Origin of the sequence: Kitasatospora albolonga (assembly GCA_002082585.1) — a bacterium.
GTDB classification, from domain to species: domain Bacteria; phylum Actinomycetota; class Actinomycetes; order Streptomycetales; family Streptomycetaceae; genus Streptomyces; species Streptomyces stephensoniae.
In genome coordinates this window covers 5,070,045-5,086,198 of sequence record CP020563.1, presented here as the reverse complement: position 1 = coordinate 5,086,198, position 16,154 = coordinate 5,070,045, and the positions used below count along the sequence as shown (strand labels likewise).

The following is a 16,154-nucleotide window of genomic DNA, read 5'->3' as shown; positions in this document are numbered from 1 at the left end:
TGGCGGGGCCGCCGGGCCGGGGCCATACTGTCCCCCATGCGTCAGCACACGACCTTCGTCTTTACCTATGGCATCCGGCCCGCCGGCTGCCATGGTCGTGCTGCTTGAGCAACTGACAAGCAACGTTCCAGGCGCCCCGGGCCATCAGGCCCGGGGCGCTCTGCGTTTGTCCGGGCCCGTCGCCCCGGGGGCCACCGACCCACCGGGAGTCACCACCATGAGCAGCACCACCACCGCCACGGACACCACAGCGGCCACCGGCGCCCGCACCGACGAGGCCGCCGCCCTGATCGGCGGCGCCCGCGAGCGCATCGACGCCCTCGACGACCGGATCATCGGTCTCATCCAGGAACGGATGGCCGTCTCGGCGGTGATCCAGGAGGCCCGCATCACCTCCGGCGGCCGACGGGTCAACCTCTCCCGCGAGACGGCCGTGCTCAGCCACTACAGGGACGCCCTCGGCAAGCCGGGCACCGCGCTGGCGATGACCCTGCTGGAGCTGTGCCGGGGCCGGGTGTGAGGCCGGCTTCCGAGGGCCGGCCCCGGGGGCGCAGGACCGTATCTGCGTTCGGTGCCCGTCTCACCCGTACGGCGCGTGACCGGGACCGAGGTGGCTTCGTTGGTCCCGGTGTCCGTGCCAACCAGGGGCGGCATCGGTAAGAAAACCACGCGTGGCTCCGCCGGGACGTGTGACGTACCGAAGGTACGTCGTGGGACCACATCCCGGCGCAAGTGACCGGTCCGCAGGGGACAGCAGCCCGGTCACCCCATGTGCGGCCGTACCCGGGGACGCCCGGGTCGGCCGCATCGGGACGTACGTACGGGACGTGCGTACGCACGGGGCGGAGGCGTTCCCCACTCCCCCCGGCTCGGACCGCTCGTCGGACCGCTCGGAGGCCGTTCCCCTCCCCCGCTTCACCGTCAGGCCCTCAGGCCCTCCGTCGGCGCCTTGCCGCCGTGAACAGCACCAGGCCCACCGTCAGGGCCGTGACCGCCAGGCCCGCCGCGGCCGTCGCCGTCGGCGATCCGGTGGCGGCCAGGCTGCCGCCGTCTCCGGTGGCGGTGTTCTGCGCGGTACCGGGCGCGACCGTGCTGCCCGCCCCCGGGGTGGCCGTGGGGGAAGGGTTCGTTCCGGAACCCGCACCCGGCCCTTCTCCCGCCGGAGGGACGGGGGACGGCGACGGACCGCCGCCGCTCTCCCCGTTCAGCACCACCCGCGCCGTGTTGTTCCCCGGCTCCGGGTCGAACGGCAGCCCCGGCGCCCGGAGCCACGGGCCGCGCACCGCCACCCTGCCCACCGCGCCGATCAGCACCTGGTCGATGCGCAGCCCGAAGGAGAGGTCCAGGCCGCCGTCGTCGCGCACGGTCGCCGGGGCCGGGCAGACGTACCGCGGGGCGGGGGTGGTCTGGTCCGCGCGGGGCGTGCCCTCGGCGGTCACGCCCCGGCAGCCCTTCGGCGCGGAGGTGACCGTCGCACCCTGCGGGACGGTGAAGTCGACGGCGGCCACGCTCTCGCCGGACCGGAGGTGCCCGATCCAGGCCGGGCCGTCGTTGCGGAACCCGAGGTCCGCCGTGACCGTGGTGCCGACGGCCCCGGAGGCGGTGTCCCCGTACGCGACGAAGTCGGCCGTGTTCGCCGTACGGAAGTCGGCCTCGTGCTCGTTGTCGCTCGGTTCGAGGTCCGCGCCCCGGGCGGCCAGGGGCTTTCGCGCCGGTACGGCCCTGAGCACGGCGCCCGACAGGTGTGTGGCGCGGGGGGAGGCCGCGCGCCGCTCCGGGCCGCGCTCGTGGATGCCGTACCCGAAGATGTCGCGGTAGGCGCGGGCGGTGGCCTCCAGGGTCAGCGGGGCGGCCAGGGTGTAGGTGGCGCCCGCCTCGAAGGCGCCCTCGACGGAGCAGCGGGCCGTGGTCCAGCTCGGGTCGTCGGTGGCGTACGCGCAGTTGCTGTAGCGCTGCGGGATGTCCAGGCCGCGCGAGTACCGGAGGGTGAGAACGACCCCGTCGGCGTCGCGGCTGCCCCGGTTGGTGAAGGTGATCGGCGCCTGCTGCTTCTGCCCGGGGGTCAGCTCCCGTTCGAAGGGGAGCTCGTGCATCACGAGGTCGGGGCCGCCGACGGTGACCCGGGTGGTGAACGGGGTGAAGGCCGCTCCCCCGGCCTCGCCGGTGACCCGGACCGTGCCGGTGGCGCCCTGTCGGCTGTCCGCGGCGGCGCTGAGGACGAGGTCGGTGACGGTGGAGACGCCGGGCGATATGCCGCGGCCCGTGCAGACGGCGGACCGGGTCCCGGTCGTCTTGCACGTCACGCCGGGCTGCTCGTCGAAGGAGAGGTCGGCGATGCCCGCGATCCCGGTCAGGTCGAAGGTGACGGTGAACTCGCCCTCGTAGCCCGTGTTCTGCTCTCCCTGCCCCCCGGGCCCCGCTGCCTGCCCGGCTCCCCCGGCCCTCTCGGCCTGCCCGGCTCCCTCCGCCTCCCCCGCCCCCTCGGGCTCCTCCGTGGGGCGGGTGACCGTGATGGCGGCCGTGGACCGCCGCTGCTCGCCGCCCTTCGCGTACGGGTGCAGGGCCGTCTCGGCGGGCCCGCCCAGGACGGCCGCCGGGGCGGCGGGCCGGGCGGGGGCGGCGACGGCCGTGGCCGCGGTGAGCGGACCGGCGGCGAGCAGCAGGGCGGTGGCGGCGAGGCCGCCCGCCCTGCGGAGCGGCGCGGTGCGCGGGGAGAAGCGTTTCATCGCGGACCTCTGGGTTCGGCAGGGGCTGTGCGACCGCGGGCCACGGTGACCAGGACCGTGACCCGCGCTCGGGCTTTCGATCCCGCAGCGTACGGGGTCGGCCCTGCGGCTCTCCGAGGAGGCGTCCGCTATCCGGTCACGGACGGGGTACGGGGGTGTTCCCGACGCCCTTCACCCCGGTGCCCGCCTCCACCGTCCCCTTCGGCGGTACGACGGGGATGCCCAGGAACGGCAGTTTCAGCGCCGCGAACGCGTCCTTGGGCACGGTCGGGGCCAACGGCTCGACCGGGGTGAGGCGTTCGTAGGACTCGCCCTGCTCCGGGCGCGGGTCCGCCTCGCCCTTGTTGGGCCAGAAGGACATCGCGCGCTCGGCCTGGGCGGTGATGGTCAGCGAGGGGTTGACGCCCAGGTTGGCGGAGACCGCCGAGCCGTCGACCACGCTGATGCCGGGGTGGCCGTAGAGGCGGTGGTACGGGTCGATGACGCCCTCCTCCGCGCTCGCGCCGATCGGGCAGCCGCCGAGGAAGTGGGCGGTGAGCGGGGTGCCCATCAGCTCGCCGACGTTGGAGCCGGCGAAGCCGTTGATCTCCTCCGCGAGCAGGGTGGCGCTGCGGGTGGCCTCCGCGATCTGGGTCGGGTTGGGGGCGCCGTGGCCCTGGCGGGCGGTGAGCAGCCCTTTGCCGATGCCGCCCGGTTTGCGGTAGGTGGTCAGGGAGTTGTCGAGCGACTGCATGACGAGTCCGATGATGGTCCGCTCGGACCAGCGGCGGTTGGAGAGCGAACGGGCCGCGAGGGTGGGGTGCTTGATCATGTTGGCGAGCCAGCCGCGCACCCGGTGGGCCCCGTAGGGCACCTGGAGGATCGACATGGAGCCCATGGCGTTGGAGCCCTTGCCGTAGCGGACGGGCTCGATGTGGGTGTTGTCGTCCGGGTGGATGGACGAGGTGATCGCGACGCCCTGGGAGAAGTCGGCCTTCGCGATGCCGTGCTTCTTGCGGTAGCGGCGGTCGCTGGTCTGGGAGCCGACCAGGGCCTCGGAGTTGGTCCGGGTCAGCTCGCCGAGCCTGGTGGAGAGCCGGGGCAGCAGCCCCCGGTCCTTCATGGTGTGCAGCAGGGTCTGGGTGCCGTACGTGCCCGCCGCGACGACCACCTTCCGGGCGCGCAGCTTCGTGGGCTTCGCCTTGCGGCGGCGGTCGGTGGGGACGGTGAGGACGCGGTAGCCGCCGTCGGGGTGGTCGGTGACCGCGACGACGGAGGTCATCGGGTGGATGACCGCTCCGGCCTTCTCCGCGAGGTGGAGGTAGTTCTCGTTGAGGGTGTTCTTCGCGCCGTGGCGGCACCCCGTCATGCACTCGCCGCACTCGGTGCACGCCTTGCGCGCGGGTCCGGCGCCGCCGAAGTACGGGTCGGGGACGGTGTCCCCCGGCTTCGCCCTGGCCGTGCCGTCGGCGTCCTTGCCGTCGCCGAAGAAGACGCCGACCGGGGCCAGGTGGAAGGTGTCGCCGACGCCCATCGCCTCGGCGGCGGCCTTGAGGTGGATGTCGGAGGGGGTCATGGTGGGGTTGAGGCGGACCCCGAGCATCCGGCGGGCCTGGTCGTAGTACGGCTTGAGCTCGTCCTGCCAGTCGGTGATCGAGGCCCACTGGCGGTCCTCGAAGAACGGGGCGGGCGGCACGTACAGCGTGTTGGCGTAGTTGAGCGAGCCGCCGCCGACCCCGGCGCCCGCGAGCACCATGACGTTGCCGAGCAGATGGACGCGCTGGATGCCGAAGAGGCCGAGGGCGGGGGCCCACAGGTAGTTCTTCAGGTCCCAGGAGGTCTTGGGGAGCGTGCCGGGGGTGAAGCGGCGGCCCGCCTCCAGGACGCCGACGCGGTAGCCCTTCTCCGTCAGCCGGAGCGCCGAGACCGCGCCCCCGAACCCCGAGCCGACGACCAGGACGTCGTAGTCGTACGCGGCGTCGTCCTCGGCCGGGACATGGCTCACGGGCTGTTTCTGGGCAGGGCTGTCCTGGGACATGGCGCTCCTCGGTACGAAAAGGGCAGGGGACAGGGCGTCTCGACGGGCGCTCAGCGCAGCCGGAACGCCTTCATCGCCTTCAGGCTGCGGGTCATGAACGCGGCGTACTTCTCGTCGTCCATGCCGAAGGACGGGGCCAGCGGGATCAGCCGCTGCTGGGCGACGGTCTGGGCCTCGGTGAACTTGAGAATGCCCTCGGAGCCGTGCCGCCGGCCGAGGCCGGAGTCCTTCATGCCGCCCATCGGGGACTGGACGCTGCCGTAGGCGGGGGCGTACCCCTCGTTGATGTTGACGGTGCCGGTCCGCAGGCGGGCGGCGACCCGGTGGCCGCGCTTGGCGTCGGTGGTCCAGACGCTGGAGTTGAGGCCGTACGGGGTCGCGTTGGCCAGCGCGATCACCTCGTCCTCGTCGGTGAAGCGGTAGATGGAGACGACCGGACCGAAGGTCTCCTCGGTGCAGACGGCCATCGGCGCCTCCACCCCGTCCAGGATGGTCGGCTCGTAGAAGAGGGGGCCGATGTCGGGGCGCGCGACCCCGCCCGCGACGAGCGTGGCGCCCTTCTCGACGGCCTCGGCCACATGGCGGCTGACGGTCTCCAGCTGGCGCGGCCCGACGAGGGAGCCCATGTCGGCGCCGTACGCGAGGGAGTTGCCGAGCCGCATGGCCTTCGTCCGGGTGGCGAACCGCTCCACGAAGTCGTCCGCGACCGACTCGTGGACGTACAGCCGCTCGATGGAGATGCAGAGCTGTCCGGCGGAGGAGAAGCAGGCGCGCACGGCACCCTGGGCGGCCTTCTCCACGTCGGCGTCCTTGAGGACGAGCATGGCGTTCTTGCCGCCGAGCTCCAGGGAGACCCCGACGAGACGGGAGGCGGCGCCCACGGCGACCTCGCGGCCGGTGCGGGTGGAGCCGGTGAAGGAGACGTAGTCGGCGCGGCTGACGACCTCGGGGCCGACGACGGGGCCCTCGCCCAGCACGATCTGGAAGACCCCGGCGGGCAGCCCGGCCTCGATGAGCAGGTCACGGGCCCAGAGCGCGGTGAGCGCGGTCTCCGTGTCGGGCTTCATCACGACGGCGTTGCCGGAGACGAACGCGGGCAGCGCGTCGCCCACGGAGAGCTCGAAGGGGTAGTTCCAGGGGGCGATCTGGCCGATGACCCCGCGCGGCTGGCGCAGCTCGGTGACCTTGGTGAGGGTCGGGACGACACCCGTGTGCCGCTTGGGCTTGAGGTAGGCGGCGGCCCGGCGGCCGTAGTGGCGGGCGGCGACCGCGACGGACTGCACCTCCTCGTGGGCGTGCAGCCGGGCCTTGCCGGTCTCCAGCTGGATGAGGTCGAGCACCTCGGACTGGCGGCTGAGGACCAGGTCGTGGAAGCGCAGGAGGATCGCGGCCCGCTGCCGTACGGGGGTGGCGGCCCAGGCGGGCTGGGCGGCGCGGGCCCGGTCGAAGGCGGTGGCCACGTCCTCGGGGGTGGACTCGGGCAGATCGGCCAGCTTCTCCCCGGTGAAGGGCGCGTGGTTGGCCGTACGTCCCGATCCGACGACACCGCGGACCAGCTGGGCGATCACCTCGGGGGTGACCACATCGGCGGCGGTGCGTACGCCCGCGGGGGCAACCGCGACGGGGTTCGTACCGAGGGGGGCGTCAGGGGCCTGCGAGTCCGTCATGAGGCCGAGAGTATGCCGCGGCGCACCCTTTGGGTACCCGTGGGTAACAGTTTTTCGCCGGACCCGTCGGCCGCTCGGAGCCATCGGCTCGAACAAGCCAGTGATCACTGGCGGTATAACGCCTGATCAGGGGCTATACGGCAGACCGGGCGGGCGCGGTCTGCCCGCCGCGCGCGAAATTCTGATTCCCGCCCCTCCCGGGAACAGGAATCCGCCGCGCTCAGGAACCATGGGTCGGCCGCGCTCAGGAACCATGGATCTTCAGGCCCTTGACGGCCTCGGCGAAGATCTTCTCCCCGTCCCTCGACGCCTGCCCCTTCGCGGGCATCCGGACCCGTACGTTCCAGTGCGGGTCCGCCGCCTTCTCACCGGGGATCAGCAGCTCCCGGAGGCGGTAGCGCACCGGGTCGTCGTCGGAGCCGGAGCCGTACGGGATGTAGTCGGTGGTCATCTCGATGGCGGCGCGGCCCTGGTGCGTGACCTTCTTATGGGTCACGGAAGCGCCCTCCATCTGTGTGGTGTCCTCCCCGCCGTTCTCGTAATAGGCCGTACGGGCCGCCACATCGGGGCCGGGGTCGCCGCCGTCCTCGCCGTCCTCCTTCAGGCCCCGTCGCCAGAAGGTGATCTCGAAGACGTCGCTGGGGTCCGCGTACCAGACCAGTTCCCCGTCCTGCTGGACCCGCTTGTACTCCTCGGGCACCGACACATCCGCCGAGAGCACCTCGTTCTCCGGCCGGATCTGCCAGCCCTCGGGCGGTCCGTCGCCCGCGAACGGGTTGAACAGCACCAGCACCAGCGCCAGGAGGACGGCCAGCGCCCCGCCCGCCAGGCCGAACTGCGCGGGGCGGTTGCGGTGCAGGACCGGCGGCAGCCACCTGCCGCCGCCCTCCTTCGCCACGAAGGGCTCCGTGACCGGCGCCGGGGCGGCGGTCTCCTGGAGCACCCGGCGGACCTCGGCGGCGGACGGCCGGGCCGCCGGGTCCTTGCGGAGCAGCCGCATCACGAGCAGCCCGAAGGCGCCCGTGGCCCGGGCGGGCAGCTGCGGTTCGGCGGAGAGCACGGCCTGGAGGGTGGCCGGGGTGTTCGAGCGGCGGTACGGGGACATCCCCTCCACCGCCGCGTACAGCACGACCCCCAGCGACCAGAGGTCCGAGGCGGGCCCGGGGTGCTGGCCGAGGACCCGCTCCGGCGAGATGTACTCGGGCGACCCGATGAACGCCCCGGTCTCCGTGAGCCGCTGCTCCCCCTCCACCTGGGCGATCCCGAAGTCGGTGAGGACGACCCGGTCGGCGGTGCCGAGCAGCACGTTGTCCGGCTTGACGTCCCGGTGCAGGATGCCCGCGGTGTGGGCGGCGGTCAGGGCGTCGAGGACCGCGAGGCCGATCCTGGCGGCCTCGCGGGTGTCGAGGATGCCCTCCTGGAGACGGTCGCCGAGCGACTGGCCGCGCACCAGCTCCATGACGATCCACGGCCTGCCGTCCTCCACGACGACATCGTGGACGGTGACGACCGAGGGGTGGTCGATCCGCGCGGCGGCCCGCGCCTCCACCTGCATGCGCCGGTGGGCGGTGGCGTGTTCGCGCTCGCCCAGATGGTCCGGTACGCGGGGCTCCTTGACGGCCACCTCACGGTCGACGACCTGGTCGTGCGCCCGCCACACCGTGCCCATCCCGCCGTGCCCGAGCCGGGACAGCAGCCGGTAGCGCCCGCCGACGACCCGGTTCGCCGCACCGTCCGGGGCGCTCGCGGGGACGGTGGGGGCGCTCGTGGTGTCCACAGGGCTCGCGGGAGCGGGAATGTGAGCGGGCGGCGGTGTGTGCGGCGGCTGGAGTCCGTAGCTGGTGGGCTCGTCCGCCCGTCCCCCGTGGTTGTTCATGGCCCCATCCTGGGTCACACCCCGGGGCGGACACCACAGGAGCCGGTCACCGGATGCAGACCCGTGACGTACGGGGGCGGGGTGGCCGTTCAGTCCTGCGTGCCCGGCGCCCGCCAGCTGCGCAGCATGATGTCGAACTGCTCGCGGCTGGTCTCCCAGCCCTCCTGCGGGGCGGTCAGGTACAGGGCGTACTCGGGGCCGCCGGGCCCGCCGTAGTACATCTGGTCGATCCCGTGCCGGGGGCCCGCGTGGTCCTTGGTCTCGTTCCAGGTGAACTCCCAGAGCGAGCCCGGCCGGTCGCGGAAGGTGTTCTTCTCCAGCCTGATGCGCTGGTAGCCCGGCAGCCGTTCCGCCAGCTGCTCCTCCATGTTCCGCATGTGCAGATACGGATGGTCGAAGTCGGGGTCCGGGTCGACGCTGATGCGGATGCGGTGGACCCCGTCGTCCGGGGTGTAGTCGATCTGCCCTCCGTTCACCTGGCGCGTCCAGTCCTCCGGTACGACCAGGCTGAAGCCCGCCGGGTCGTCGACCCGGTGCCAGCCGTCGGGTATCTCCGAACCTCCCTGCGTGGGGGCGGGGGTGGTGGGGGCCGGGGTCGTCCGCGGCGCGGAAGGCGTGGTGGGGACGGTGGGGGCGGTGGTGGGGGCGGTGCCCGTACGGCCGCTGGCCGAGGCGCCGGGCCCGTACTTCATCGCGACCAGCCCGGCCGCTCCCCCGAGGACCGCCGCCGCGACGACCACGGCGAGCACCGTGCGCCACCGCCGGGAGCCTGCGCGCCGGGTGACGGGGGCGGAGGCGGGGCCGAAGGCGGGAGCGGGGCCGGGGGCGGTTCCGTTGCCGGGAGCGGTTCCGTCCGCACCGGGCGTTCCGGGGAGTCCGGCCGTTCCCGTCGGTCCGGCCGTTCCCGGGAGTCCGGCCGTTCCGGGGAGCCGGGCCGTGGAGCCGTCCTGGCCTGCGTACCCGAACCTGGCCTCCTCCGGCACCCGTTCGGTCGGCACGTACGCCTGGACCGAGCGCGGCTCCCGGCCCTCCATGGCGTCCAGCAGCATCTGCTCGGTCTCGGCGGCCGTGGGGCGCCCGGCCGGGTCCTTGCGGAGCAGCGCGGTGATGACGGGACCGAGGGGACCGGCGTTGACGGGGGCGGGCGGTTCCTCGGTGACGACGGCCTGCATGGTGGAGATCGGGGACGTACGGCGGAAGGGCGAGCGCCCCTCCACCGCCGTGTACAGCGTGGCGCCCAGCGACCAGAGGTCGGAGGCGGGGCCGGGGTCGCCGCCGCGTACCCGTTCGGGCGCCAGGTAGTCGATGGAGCCGACCAGTTCACCGGTCCGGGTGATCGTGGAGTCGCCCTCGATCGCGGCGATCCCGAAGTCGGTGAGGAGCACCTGCCCGTCGCGGGCCAGCAGGACGTTGCCGGGCTTGACGTCCCGGTGCAGCACCCCGGCGGTGTGGGCGGCGCGCAGGGCGCTCAGTACGTGGAGGCCGATGCGGGCCGCCTCGCGCGGGGCGATCTCGCCCTTCTCCTTGGCCTCGTCGGCGAGCGAGGGCCCGTCGACGTACTGCATGACGATCCAGGGGCGCTTGTCGTACTCGATCACGTCGTGGACGGTGACGACGCCGGGGTGCGTGATGCGGGCCGCCGCGCGCGCCTCCTTCTGGGTGCGGGCGTGCAGGACGAGCCGGTCGGCCTCGGCCACGTACAGCCCGGCGGTCAACTCCTTGACGGCGACCGTGCGGTGCAGCACCTCGTCATGGGCGCGCCACACCTTGCCCATGCCCCCGCGCCCCAGCTCCTCGCCCAGCCGGTAACGCCCCGCCAGCACCAGTCCCGCAGCCGTGCCTTCTGATCGGTCCACGTGTGTCCCGCCCCCCAGTTCCTCAGCTTGCCAGATTACGGAGCCGGGGCGGCGGGGCGGAACGGGGGATCGCCCACGAGACCGCACCGTGATGGTTGTCGGCACCGCACAACGGCCGGTCCCGTGAGGAGCCGGTGACGGGCGGTCAGGAGGCGTTCGTCCGGTACGAGGCGATGGCCTGCTGGTAGATCTCGGTGACCTTGTCGCGGTCGTTCACCGGGCCGATGGCCTGGATGACGTGGTAGCGGCCGTCGACGATCATGGCGAGGTTGCGGACGTACACCTCCCGGCCGCCGCTCTCCTGCCAGGTGAACTGCCCCTCGGCCATGGCCTGCCGCCCCACGTCGACCCGGCGCAGCCCCGACGAGGTGGCCCAGCTGGACTCCCGGAACGGCTGGAGTTCGAGCTGCTTGACGCGCTGGTAGTCCAGCGGGTCGCTGCCGCCCGCCTTGACCGTGTCCCGGCCGGGCACCACGAGGAGCGTGAACCCGTCGCTGCCGTAACGGATCTGACGGTCCGCGTTGGCCGGGCTGCGCTGCCAGTCCTTCGGTACGCCGACCTCGAAGCCCTCCGTGTCCTTGCGGAGCACATACCCGGCGGGGAGCGCGACGGCGGAGCCGCTGGTCTGCGGCTGCTGGGAGCCGGAGCCGGGGTCGGTGCCCGGCCCGTCGGAGGGTGCGGGCGAACCGGAGGCGGCGGGGGGCGGGGCGGCGGAGCCCGTGGGCTGTCCGGACGCGCCGGTCCGCGCCCCCTGCTGCCCGGCCGGCTCCTGCTTCGGCATGAAGAGGAAGGCGTACGCGATGGCCGCGGCCATCAGCAGCAGGATCAGGACCAGCAGCAGCCGGCCGAGGTGGCGCGGCGAGCGCCCGTCGCGCGGCCGGGACGGCTCCCGCAGCACCCGGGGGCCCTTGGGCTCGCGCGGTGCGCGCCCCTCGCGCGGCCGGGGCTCCCAGGCGTCGACCGGGTGGGCCCGGCCCTGCTCGGGGTCGGGGGGCAGCACCGACTCGTGGCGGGTCGGCGTCCGGCGCGGGTCGAGGCGCTGCTCCTCCACCTGCCGGCGCTGCCGCCTGCCCTGGCGGTGACGGCCGTGCGCGGACCCGCCGCCGAACCGGCCCCGGCGCCTGCGGACCAGCTCGCCCCGGCGGCGTACGACCGGGAGCCGGGTGGCGTCGGGCGCGGGCAGCGGGACGACGTCGGCGCCCGCCTCGGGCTCGGGGGCGGACCGCACGAGGGAGCGCAGCCAGCCGCGCAGCTCCTCGAACTCCGGCCGCTCCGTGGGGTCCTGGCGCAGCAGCGACTCGACGACGGGCCGCAGCGCGCCGCACTCCTCCGCGAAGGCGGGCGGCTCGGCGCAGACCATCTGGACGAGCTCGGCCGCGTTCTCCTCGGGGTAGGGCGCGTGGCCCTGGACGGCGCGGTAGAGCAGCGCGCCGAGCGCCCACAGGTCGGTGGCGGGGCCGATGGGGGGCGCGAGCTGCCAGTTGTCGTGGACCGGACCGGCCTGTTCCGGCGCCCACCGTTCGGTGACGGGCCCGACGACGGCGATCCGCGCCTGCCGGGCGCGCTCGGCGGCGAGCGGGGTGGCGGGGCCCCGGTAGACGGCGACCTTGCGGCTGCCCGCGACGGCCTCCTCCCAGGCGCTGGAGGGGGGCCGCTCGGCCGGGAGACGGGAGGCGGGGGCGAGGGCGGGCGGTCCCGGGCGCCGGGAGTCGGCGCGCAGCGCGTCCTGCCCGGAGCCGCCGAAGCCGCCGGAGCCGCCCGCCGGGACGGAGCGCCCGGAGCCTGGGCCGTCGTCCCAGGTGCCCGCGAGGTGGACGCGTCGGCCGGACGGGCGGGGGCCCTCCTCGTCGTCGTCCTCGTCCTCGTCGTCGTAGGGGTCCTCGGGCGGGCTGCCCCAGGGACCGGCGGTGAGACGGGGGCCGGGGAGGGAGGAGGCGGAGGGGGGTGCGGGGTCGGGGTCGAGGTCGTGGCGCTGGATGGGGACGGCTCCGGAGCCGGTCCCCGTGCCGGGGGTGTGCTCGTCGGGCGCGTGCGTGGTGTCTGCGGCGGGCGCCGTCCCCGTACCGGGTGCGTCCGTCGCCTCCCCGCCGGTCCCGGTCGGCTGCCTGCGGTCCTCGGTGACCCGGGCGGCGGCGCGCGCCCCGGCCCGGTAGGCGGCGATCGCCCCGGCGCGGGCGGCCCGCAGCTGGGCGGCGCTCCCGGCTCCCGGCTCGGCGGGGGGCCTGGGGGCGGCGGTGTAGGGCACGGCGGGCGTGGCGGGACGCGGAACGAGCTCCTGGCCGCCGGGCGTCCCATACGTCTCCTCGGCCCCGAGAGCCCTGTGCTGCTCGGGCGCCTGCTCCTCGCCCCGGTCCGGGCGGTGCGCGTACGGCTGCGGGGGGTGCGGGGGGTGCGCCCGCACATACGGCGGTACGAGCGGGAGTTCCTGGCTGTCGTAGCTCCCGGCCGACGGGAAGGAATAGGGCCCCCGGCCGTCCGGCACTCCGGACACGCCACGCGCGCCGGGCGGACCGGACGCGTTCGGCCCGTCGGACGGCCCGTCAGCCCCCTCAGCCCCGTCATCCCCGCCCGGCAGCTCACCGGGCAGCTCACCCGGCTCGACGGCGTCGACCGCCTCGACGACCGGTATCCCCTGCGTCTCGTCGGCACCGGAAACCTCAGGGGCCCCGTAGGTCCCGTACCCCCCGTACATCTCCTGGCTCCCGGTGCCGGTGCCGTACGCCTCCGAAGCGGGCGACGGCGGCGCCTGCTCGTCGTCGGGCAGCGGCTCGGGGGCATATCCGCAGAGCGCCTCCTCGGCGGCGCCCGCCGCCAGGCCGGTCAGCATCACGCGGCCGTCGTCGCAGACCAGGACCGTGCGGACGGTGATGTTGCGGTGGGTCCAGCCGTGCGCGTGGAGCACCCGCAGGGCGGTGAGCACGTCGGAGCCGATCTCGGCGGCCCGGTAGGGGTTCAGGGGGCGTTCGGCGAGAAGGGCGGCGAGGGGGCGGGCCGCGACGAGCTCGCTGACTATCCAGAGCGAACCGGCCTCGGCGAACACGTCGAAGACCTGGTCGAGCCGGGGGTGGTCGGGCACCTGGGCGGCGGCCTGCGCGGCCTCTATCGCGCGCCGGACCGCCGGGTCTGTACTCCGGCGCACCGCCCGCCCCGTCGTGCGCCCGGCCGCCGACCGGCCGTCCGCGTCGAGCACCTCGGCGTCCACGATCTCCGGCAACGGCACCTGACGGACCAGGACTTCCTGCCCGCTGTACGTGTCGAACGCCCGGGTCTCGACCAGTTCGTACCCGTCGGACGGGGGCAGCGGAAGGCGGTAGCGGTCGGCAAGCACCCGACCCGCGTAGTCGTCCACGACGCCTCCCCAGAGCGCGCTGTTCCCCCGGTCATCGAACCGTACGCATCAGTCGGTCGCGGTCGTCCGGCGGGCGATCGGCCCACTGTTCCGGCCGCTGTTCCGGCTGCGTACGGTCTCCGTCTTCTTACGATACGTGGCAACGCGGGCCAACGGGCCGGGTCGTGGCAACCCGGCCCGCCCAATACGCCTTTCCCGCCCTGCTCGACGGCCCGTTCGCGGAGGTCACTTCGTGGGCGTGAAGGTGGCGAACGCCGTCTCGCGGAGCGTGCGGCACTCCTCGCCGTCCCACTCGTCGATCTTGCAACTGATCATGATCGAGTAGCCGCGCCGGGCATCGACCTTGAAGCCCCGGTTGAGCACCCGGACCCGGACGCCTTTGTGGCTGCGCTCGAACGTCCAGTCGGCCACGGTCGGATAGCCGTTGTACTCGACCTTCTTTATGCTCACGTGCTTGTAGGCGTCGCTGAGGATCTTGGTGCTGGCGACGGCCCCGCGCCAGGCGGCGGACGCGTCGTCCCGGGGCGAGTTGTTGAAGTCGACCTGGACCCGGGGGAAGCTGCCGGGCTCGGCGTTGTAGACCCCGCCGGAGTTGCGGCCCGCTATGGCCGTGCGCTTGAAGGTGCCGGGCATCGCCATCGTGAAGTGGAACCGGTCGTCGGTGACCGTGGCGTACCCGGCGGGCAGGGTGTCGCCCGGCTCGTCGTCCTTCGGGTCGTCGCCCTCGTCGTCGCCCTCCGGGCCGTCGGCCGGATCGTCCGTCTTCGGGCCATCGGCGGGGCCGTCGGACGGGTCGCCCTCGGGAGCCTTGCCCTCCCCGGTGCCCTGCCCCTCCTTCTGGCCGCCCGACGCACCGCCCTCGCTGTCGCCCTCGCCCTCGGAACCGCCCGCCGAGGCCCCGGCGGAGGCCGTGTCGCCCTTGCCCTTACCGGCGTTGGCCTTGTCGCCGTCGCCGCCCAGGCTGAACGCCAGGACCGTGCCGAGGATCGCCAGCACGATGACGCCCGCGATGATCGCGAGCGTGCGGCGCGGCACGACATCCGTGATCGAGGCGCGGGTGGAGGCCGGTGAGGCCGGGGGGCGCTGCCCGGGTACGGACGCGCCGGATGCGGCCCCGGAACCCGTCGGTCCCGCCGGGGACTTGGTGCCGGTGGCCGTGGCGGTGGTGGCGGCTGCGGGAGAGCCGGAGGACGGAGAGGCGGTGGTGGCCTTCCCGGTCGGCGTGGTGGGCGGCGCTGCGTGCTTCGGCGGGGGGACGGGCGAGCCGGTGGCGGCGGACGCGGAAGCCGCGGGCGAGGAAGAAGCGGCCGCTGCGGGGGAAGTCGTGGCTGCCGCCGCAGCGCCTGCCGCTCCCGCCGCGACGGCCGGTGCGGCCTTCGCGCCGCGCACGGAACGCAGCGCTCCGCGCAGCCGGTCGCGCGCGCCTTCGCCGGAGTCGCCCGAGCCCGGTCCGCCGCCCTGCTTCGGCGGCTTGGGCACCTTGGTGAACTTCCCGGCGCCGGACCCGGCTTCGGGAACCGCGGGCAGGGCCATGACCTGGGTGGAGTCGGCGGGCGGCACCGCGGGCGCGTCGGGGGCGTTGATCACGTCGTTGAGCAGCGCCCGCGCCCCGGCGTCGTCGAGCCGCTGGTCGGGGTCGCGGGCGAGGAGCCCGTAGATGACCTCGGTCAGCGGGCCCGCGTTCTTCGGCGGGTCGAGCGGTTCGGTCATCACGGCCGTCAGGGTGGCGATGGCCGAGCCCTTGTCGTACGGCGGGCAGCCCTCGACGCTCGCGTACAGCAGTCCGCCGAGCGACCACAGGTCGGCGGGCGGTCCGGGCTTGTGGCCGCGCGCCCGCTCCGGCGAGATGTACGAGGGGGCGCCGACGAGCATGCCGGTGGAGGTGACCGAGGGGTCGCCCTCGACCTGGGCGATGCCGAAGTCGGTGAGCACGACCCGGCCGTCCTCGGCGATCAGCACGTTGGACGGCTTCACATCGCGGTGCAGGATGCCCTCGCGGTGCGCCGAGCGCAGGACGTCGAGGATGGCGAGCCCGACCTCGGCGGCCCGCTTCGGCGTCAGCGTGCCGTCCTCGCGGATCGCCTCGGCGAGGGACTTGCCCTCGATCAGCTCCATCACGATCCACGGCCGGTCGTCCTCGTCGACCACGTCGTAGACCGTCACCGCGCCGTTGTTGCGAATCCGGGCGATCGCCTTGGCCTCACGCAGGGTGCGCGTGATCAGCCGACGCTTCTCGTCCTCGTCGATGGCGCCCGGGAACCGCAGCTCCTTGACCGCCACCGTGCGGCCGAGCGTCTCGTCATCGGCGCGCCAGACCGTGCCCATGCCGCCCCGGCCGAGCACTCCCCCGAGCCGGTAGCGCCCCGCGAGGAGACGACCGTCCTTGTCCCCTTGGGGCTCCCGTGCCTGCTCCGCCTCCGACATGCGTCCCCTCTGCGATCAACTCTGCGATCAACCCGCCCTGGCAGAGCGTTCATTGTCCCTCACCCCGGGACCGGTCCTGGTGCCGGGTCCGGGGTCCGCCGCGACAGGGCCCGAAGAGGGAATCCCCCACAGCCTGCTACCTACCCGCCCTCCCCGTCCAGGCCCGGCCGGGCGGCCACCACCGCTCCACCGGGCCCTACCCGCCCAACTGGCCCGTACGTGAAGGGCGGTGACCGACC

General features: G+C 74.2%; 8 protein-coding genes. 1 reads left to right on the top strand and 7 read right to left on the bottom strand.

What is annotated here, in order from left to right:
- The first annotated feature begins 217 nt into the window (after positions 1 to 217).
- Positions 218 to 520, top strand: coding sequence for a chorismate mutase (locus B7C62_22555; GenBank protein ID ARF74704.1), 303 nt, complete (start codon positions 218 to 220; stop codon positions 518 to 520).
- A gap of 409 nt (positions 521 to 929) precedes the next feature.
- On the opposite strand, the gene B7C62_22550 is transcribed toward B7C62_22555, so the two are convergent.
- The 7 genes from B7C62_22550 to B7C62_22520 form a co-directional block, all read right to left on the bottom strand.
- Positions 930 to 2,726 carry a peptidase gene (locus B7C62_22550; protein ARF74703.1) on the bottom strand — a complete coding sequence of 599 codons (1,797 nt, stop codon included), beginning with the start codon at positions 2,724 to 2,726 and terminating at the stop codon, positions 930 to 932.
- A gap of 136 nt (positions 2,727 to 2,862) precedes the next feature.
- Entirely contained in the window at positions 2,863 to 4,743 is a 1,881-nt protein-coding gene (locus B7C62_22545) for a cholesterol oxidase (GenBank protein ID ARF74702.1), read from the bottom strand.
- 50 nt (positions 4,744 to 4,793) lie between these two features.
- A complete protein-coding gene (gabD2, locus tag B7C62_22540; protein ID ARF74701.1) occupies positions 4,794 to 6,410 on the bottom strand; it encodes a succinic semialdehyde dehydrogenase in 1,617 nt (538 codons plus the stop codon).
- 244 nt (positions 6,411 to 6,654) lie between these two features.
- Positions 6,655 to 8,286, bottom strand: a complete 1,632-nt coding sequence (locus B7C62_22535; GenBank protein ARF74700.1) for a serine/threonine protein kinase — start codon at positions 8,284 to 8,286, stop codon at positions 6,655 to 6,657.
- Positions 8,287 to 8,375: 89 nt separating this feature from the next.
- Positions 8,376 to 10,142, bottom strand: coding sequence for a serine/threonine protein kinase (locus tag B7C62_22530; protein ID ARF74699.1), 1,767 nt, complete (start codon positions 10,140 to 10,142; stop codon positions 8,376 to 8,378).
- A 145-nt stretch (positions 10,143 to 10,287) separates the two neighbouring features.
- On the bottom strand, positions 10,288 to 13,491 hold the full coding sequence (locus B7C62_22525) for a serine/threonine protein kinase (protein ID ARF74698.1): 3,204 nt from the start codon (positions 13,489 to 13,491) through the stop codon (positions 10,288 to 10,290).
- A gap of 225 nt (positions 13,492 to 13,716) precedes the next feature.
- Positions 13,717 to 15,915: a serine/threonine protein kinase gene (locus B7C62_22520; GenBank protein ARF74697.1), complete on the bottom strand. Its 2,199-nt coding sequence runs from the start codon at positions 15,913 to 15,915 to the stop codon at positions 13,717 to 13,719.
- Between the last annotated feature and the right edge of the window lie 239 nt (positions 15,916 to 16,154).

Coding starts and splice junctions, on each gene's coding strand:
- B7C62_22555 (ARF74704.1), top strand. CDS start 218: ATGAGCAGCACCACCACCGCCACGGACACCACAGCGGCCACCGGCGCC.
- B7C62_22550 (ARF74703.1), bottom strand. CDS start 2,726: ATGAAACGCTTCTCCCCGCGCACCGCGCCGCTCCGCAGGGCGGGCGGC.
- B7C62_22545 (ARF74702.1), bottom strand. CDS start 4,743: ATGTCCCAGGACAGCCCTGCCCAGAAACAGCCCGTGAGCCATGTCCCG.
- gabD2 (ARF74701.1), bottom strand. CDS start 6,410: ATGACGGACTCGCAGGCCCCTGACGCCCCCCTCGGTACGAACCCCGTC.
- B7C62_22535 (ARF74700.1), bottom strand. CDS start 8,286: ATGAACAACCACGGGGGACGGGCGGACGAGCCCACCAGCTACGGACTC.
- B7C62_22520 (ARF74697.1), bottom strand. CDS start 15,915: ATGTCGGAGGCGGAGCAGGCACGGGAGCCCCAAGGGGACAAGGACGGT.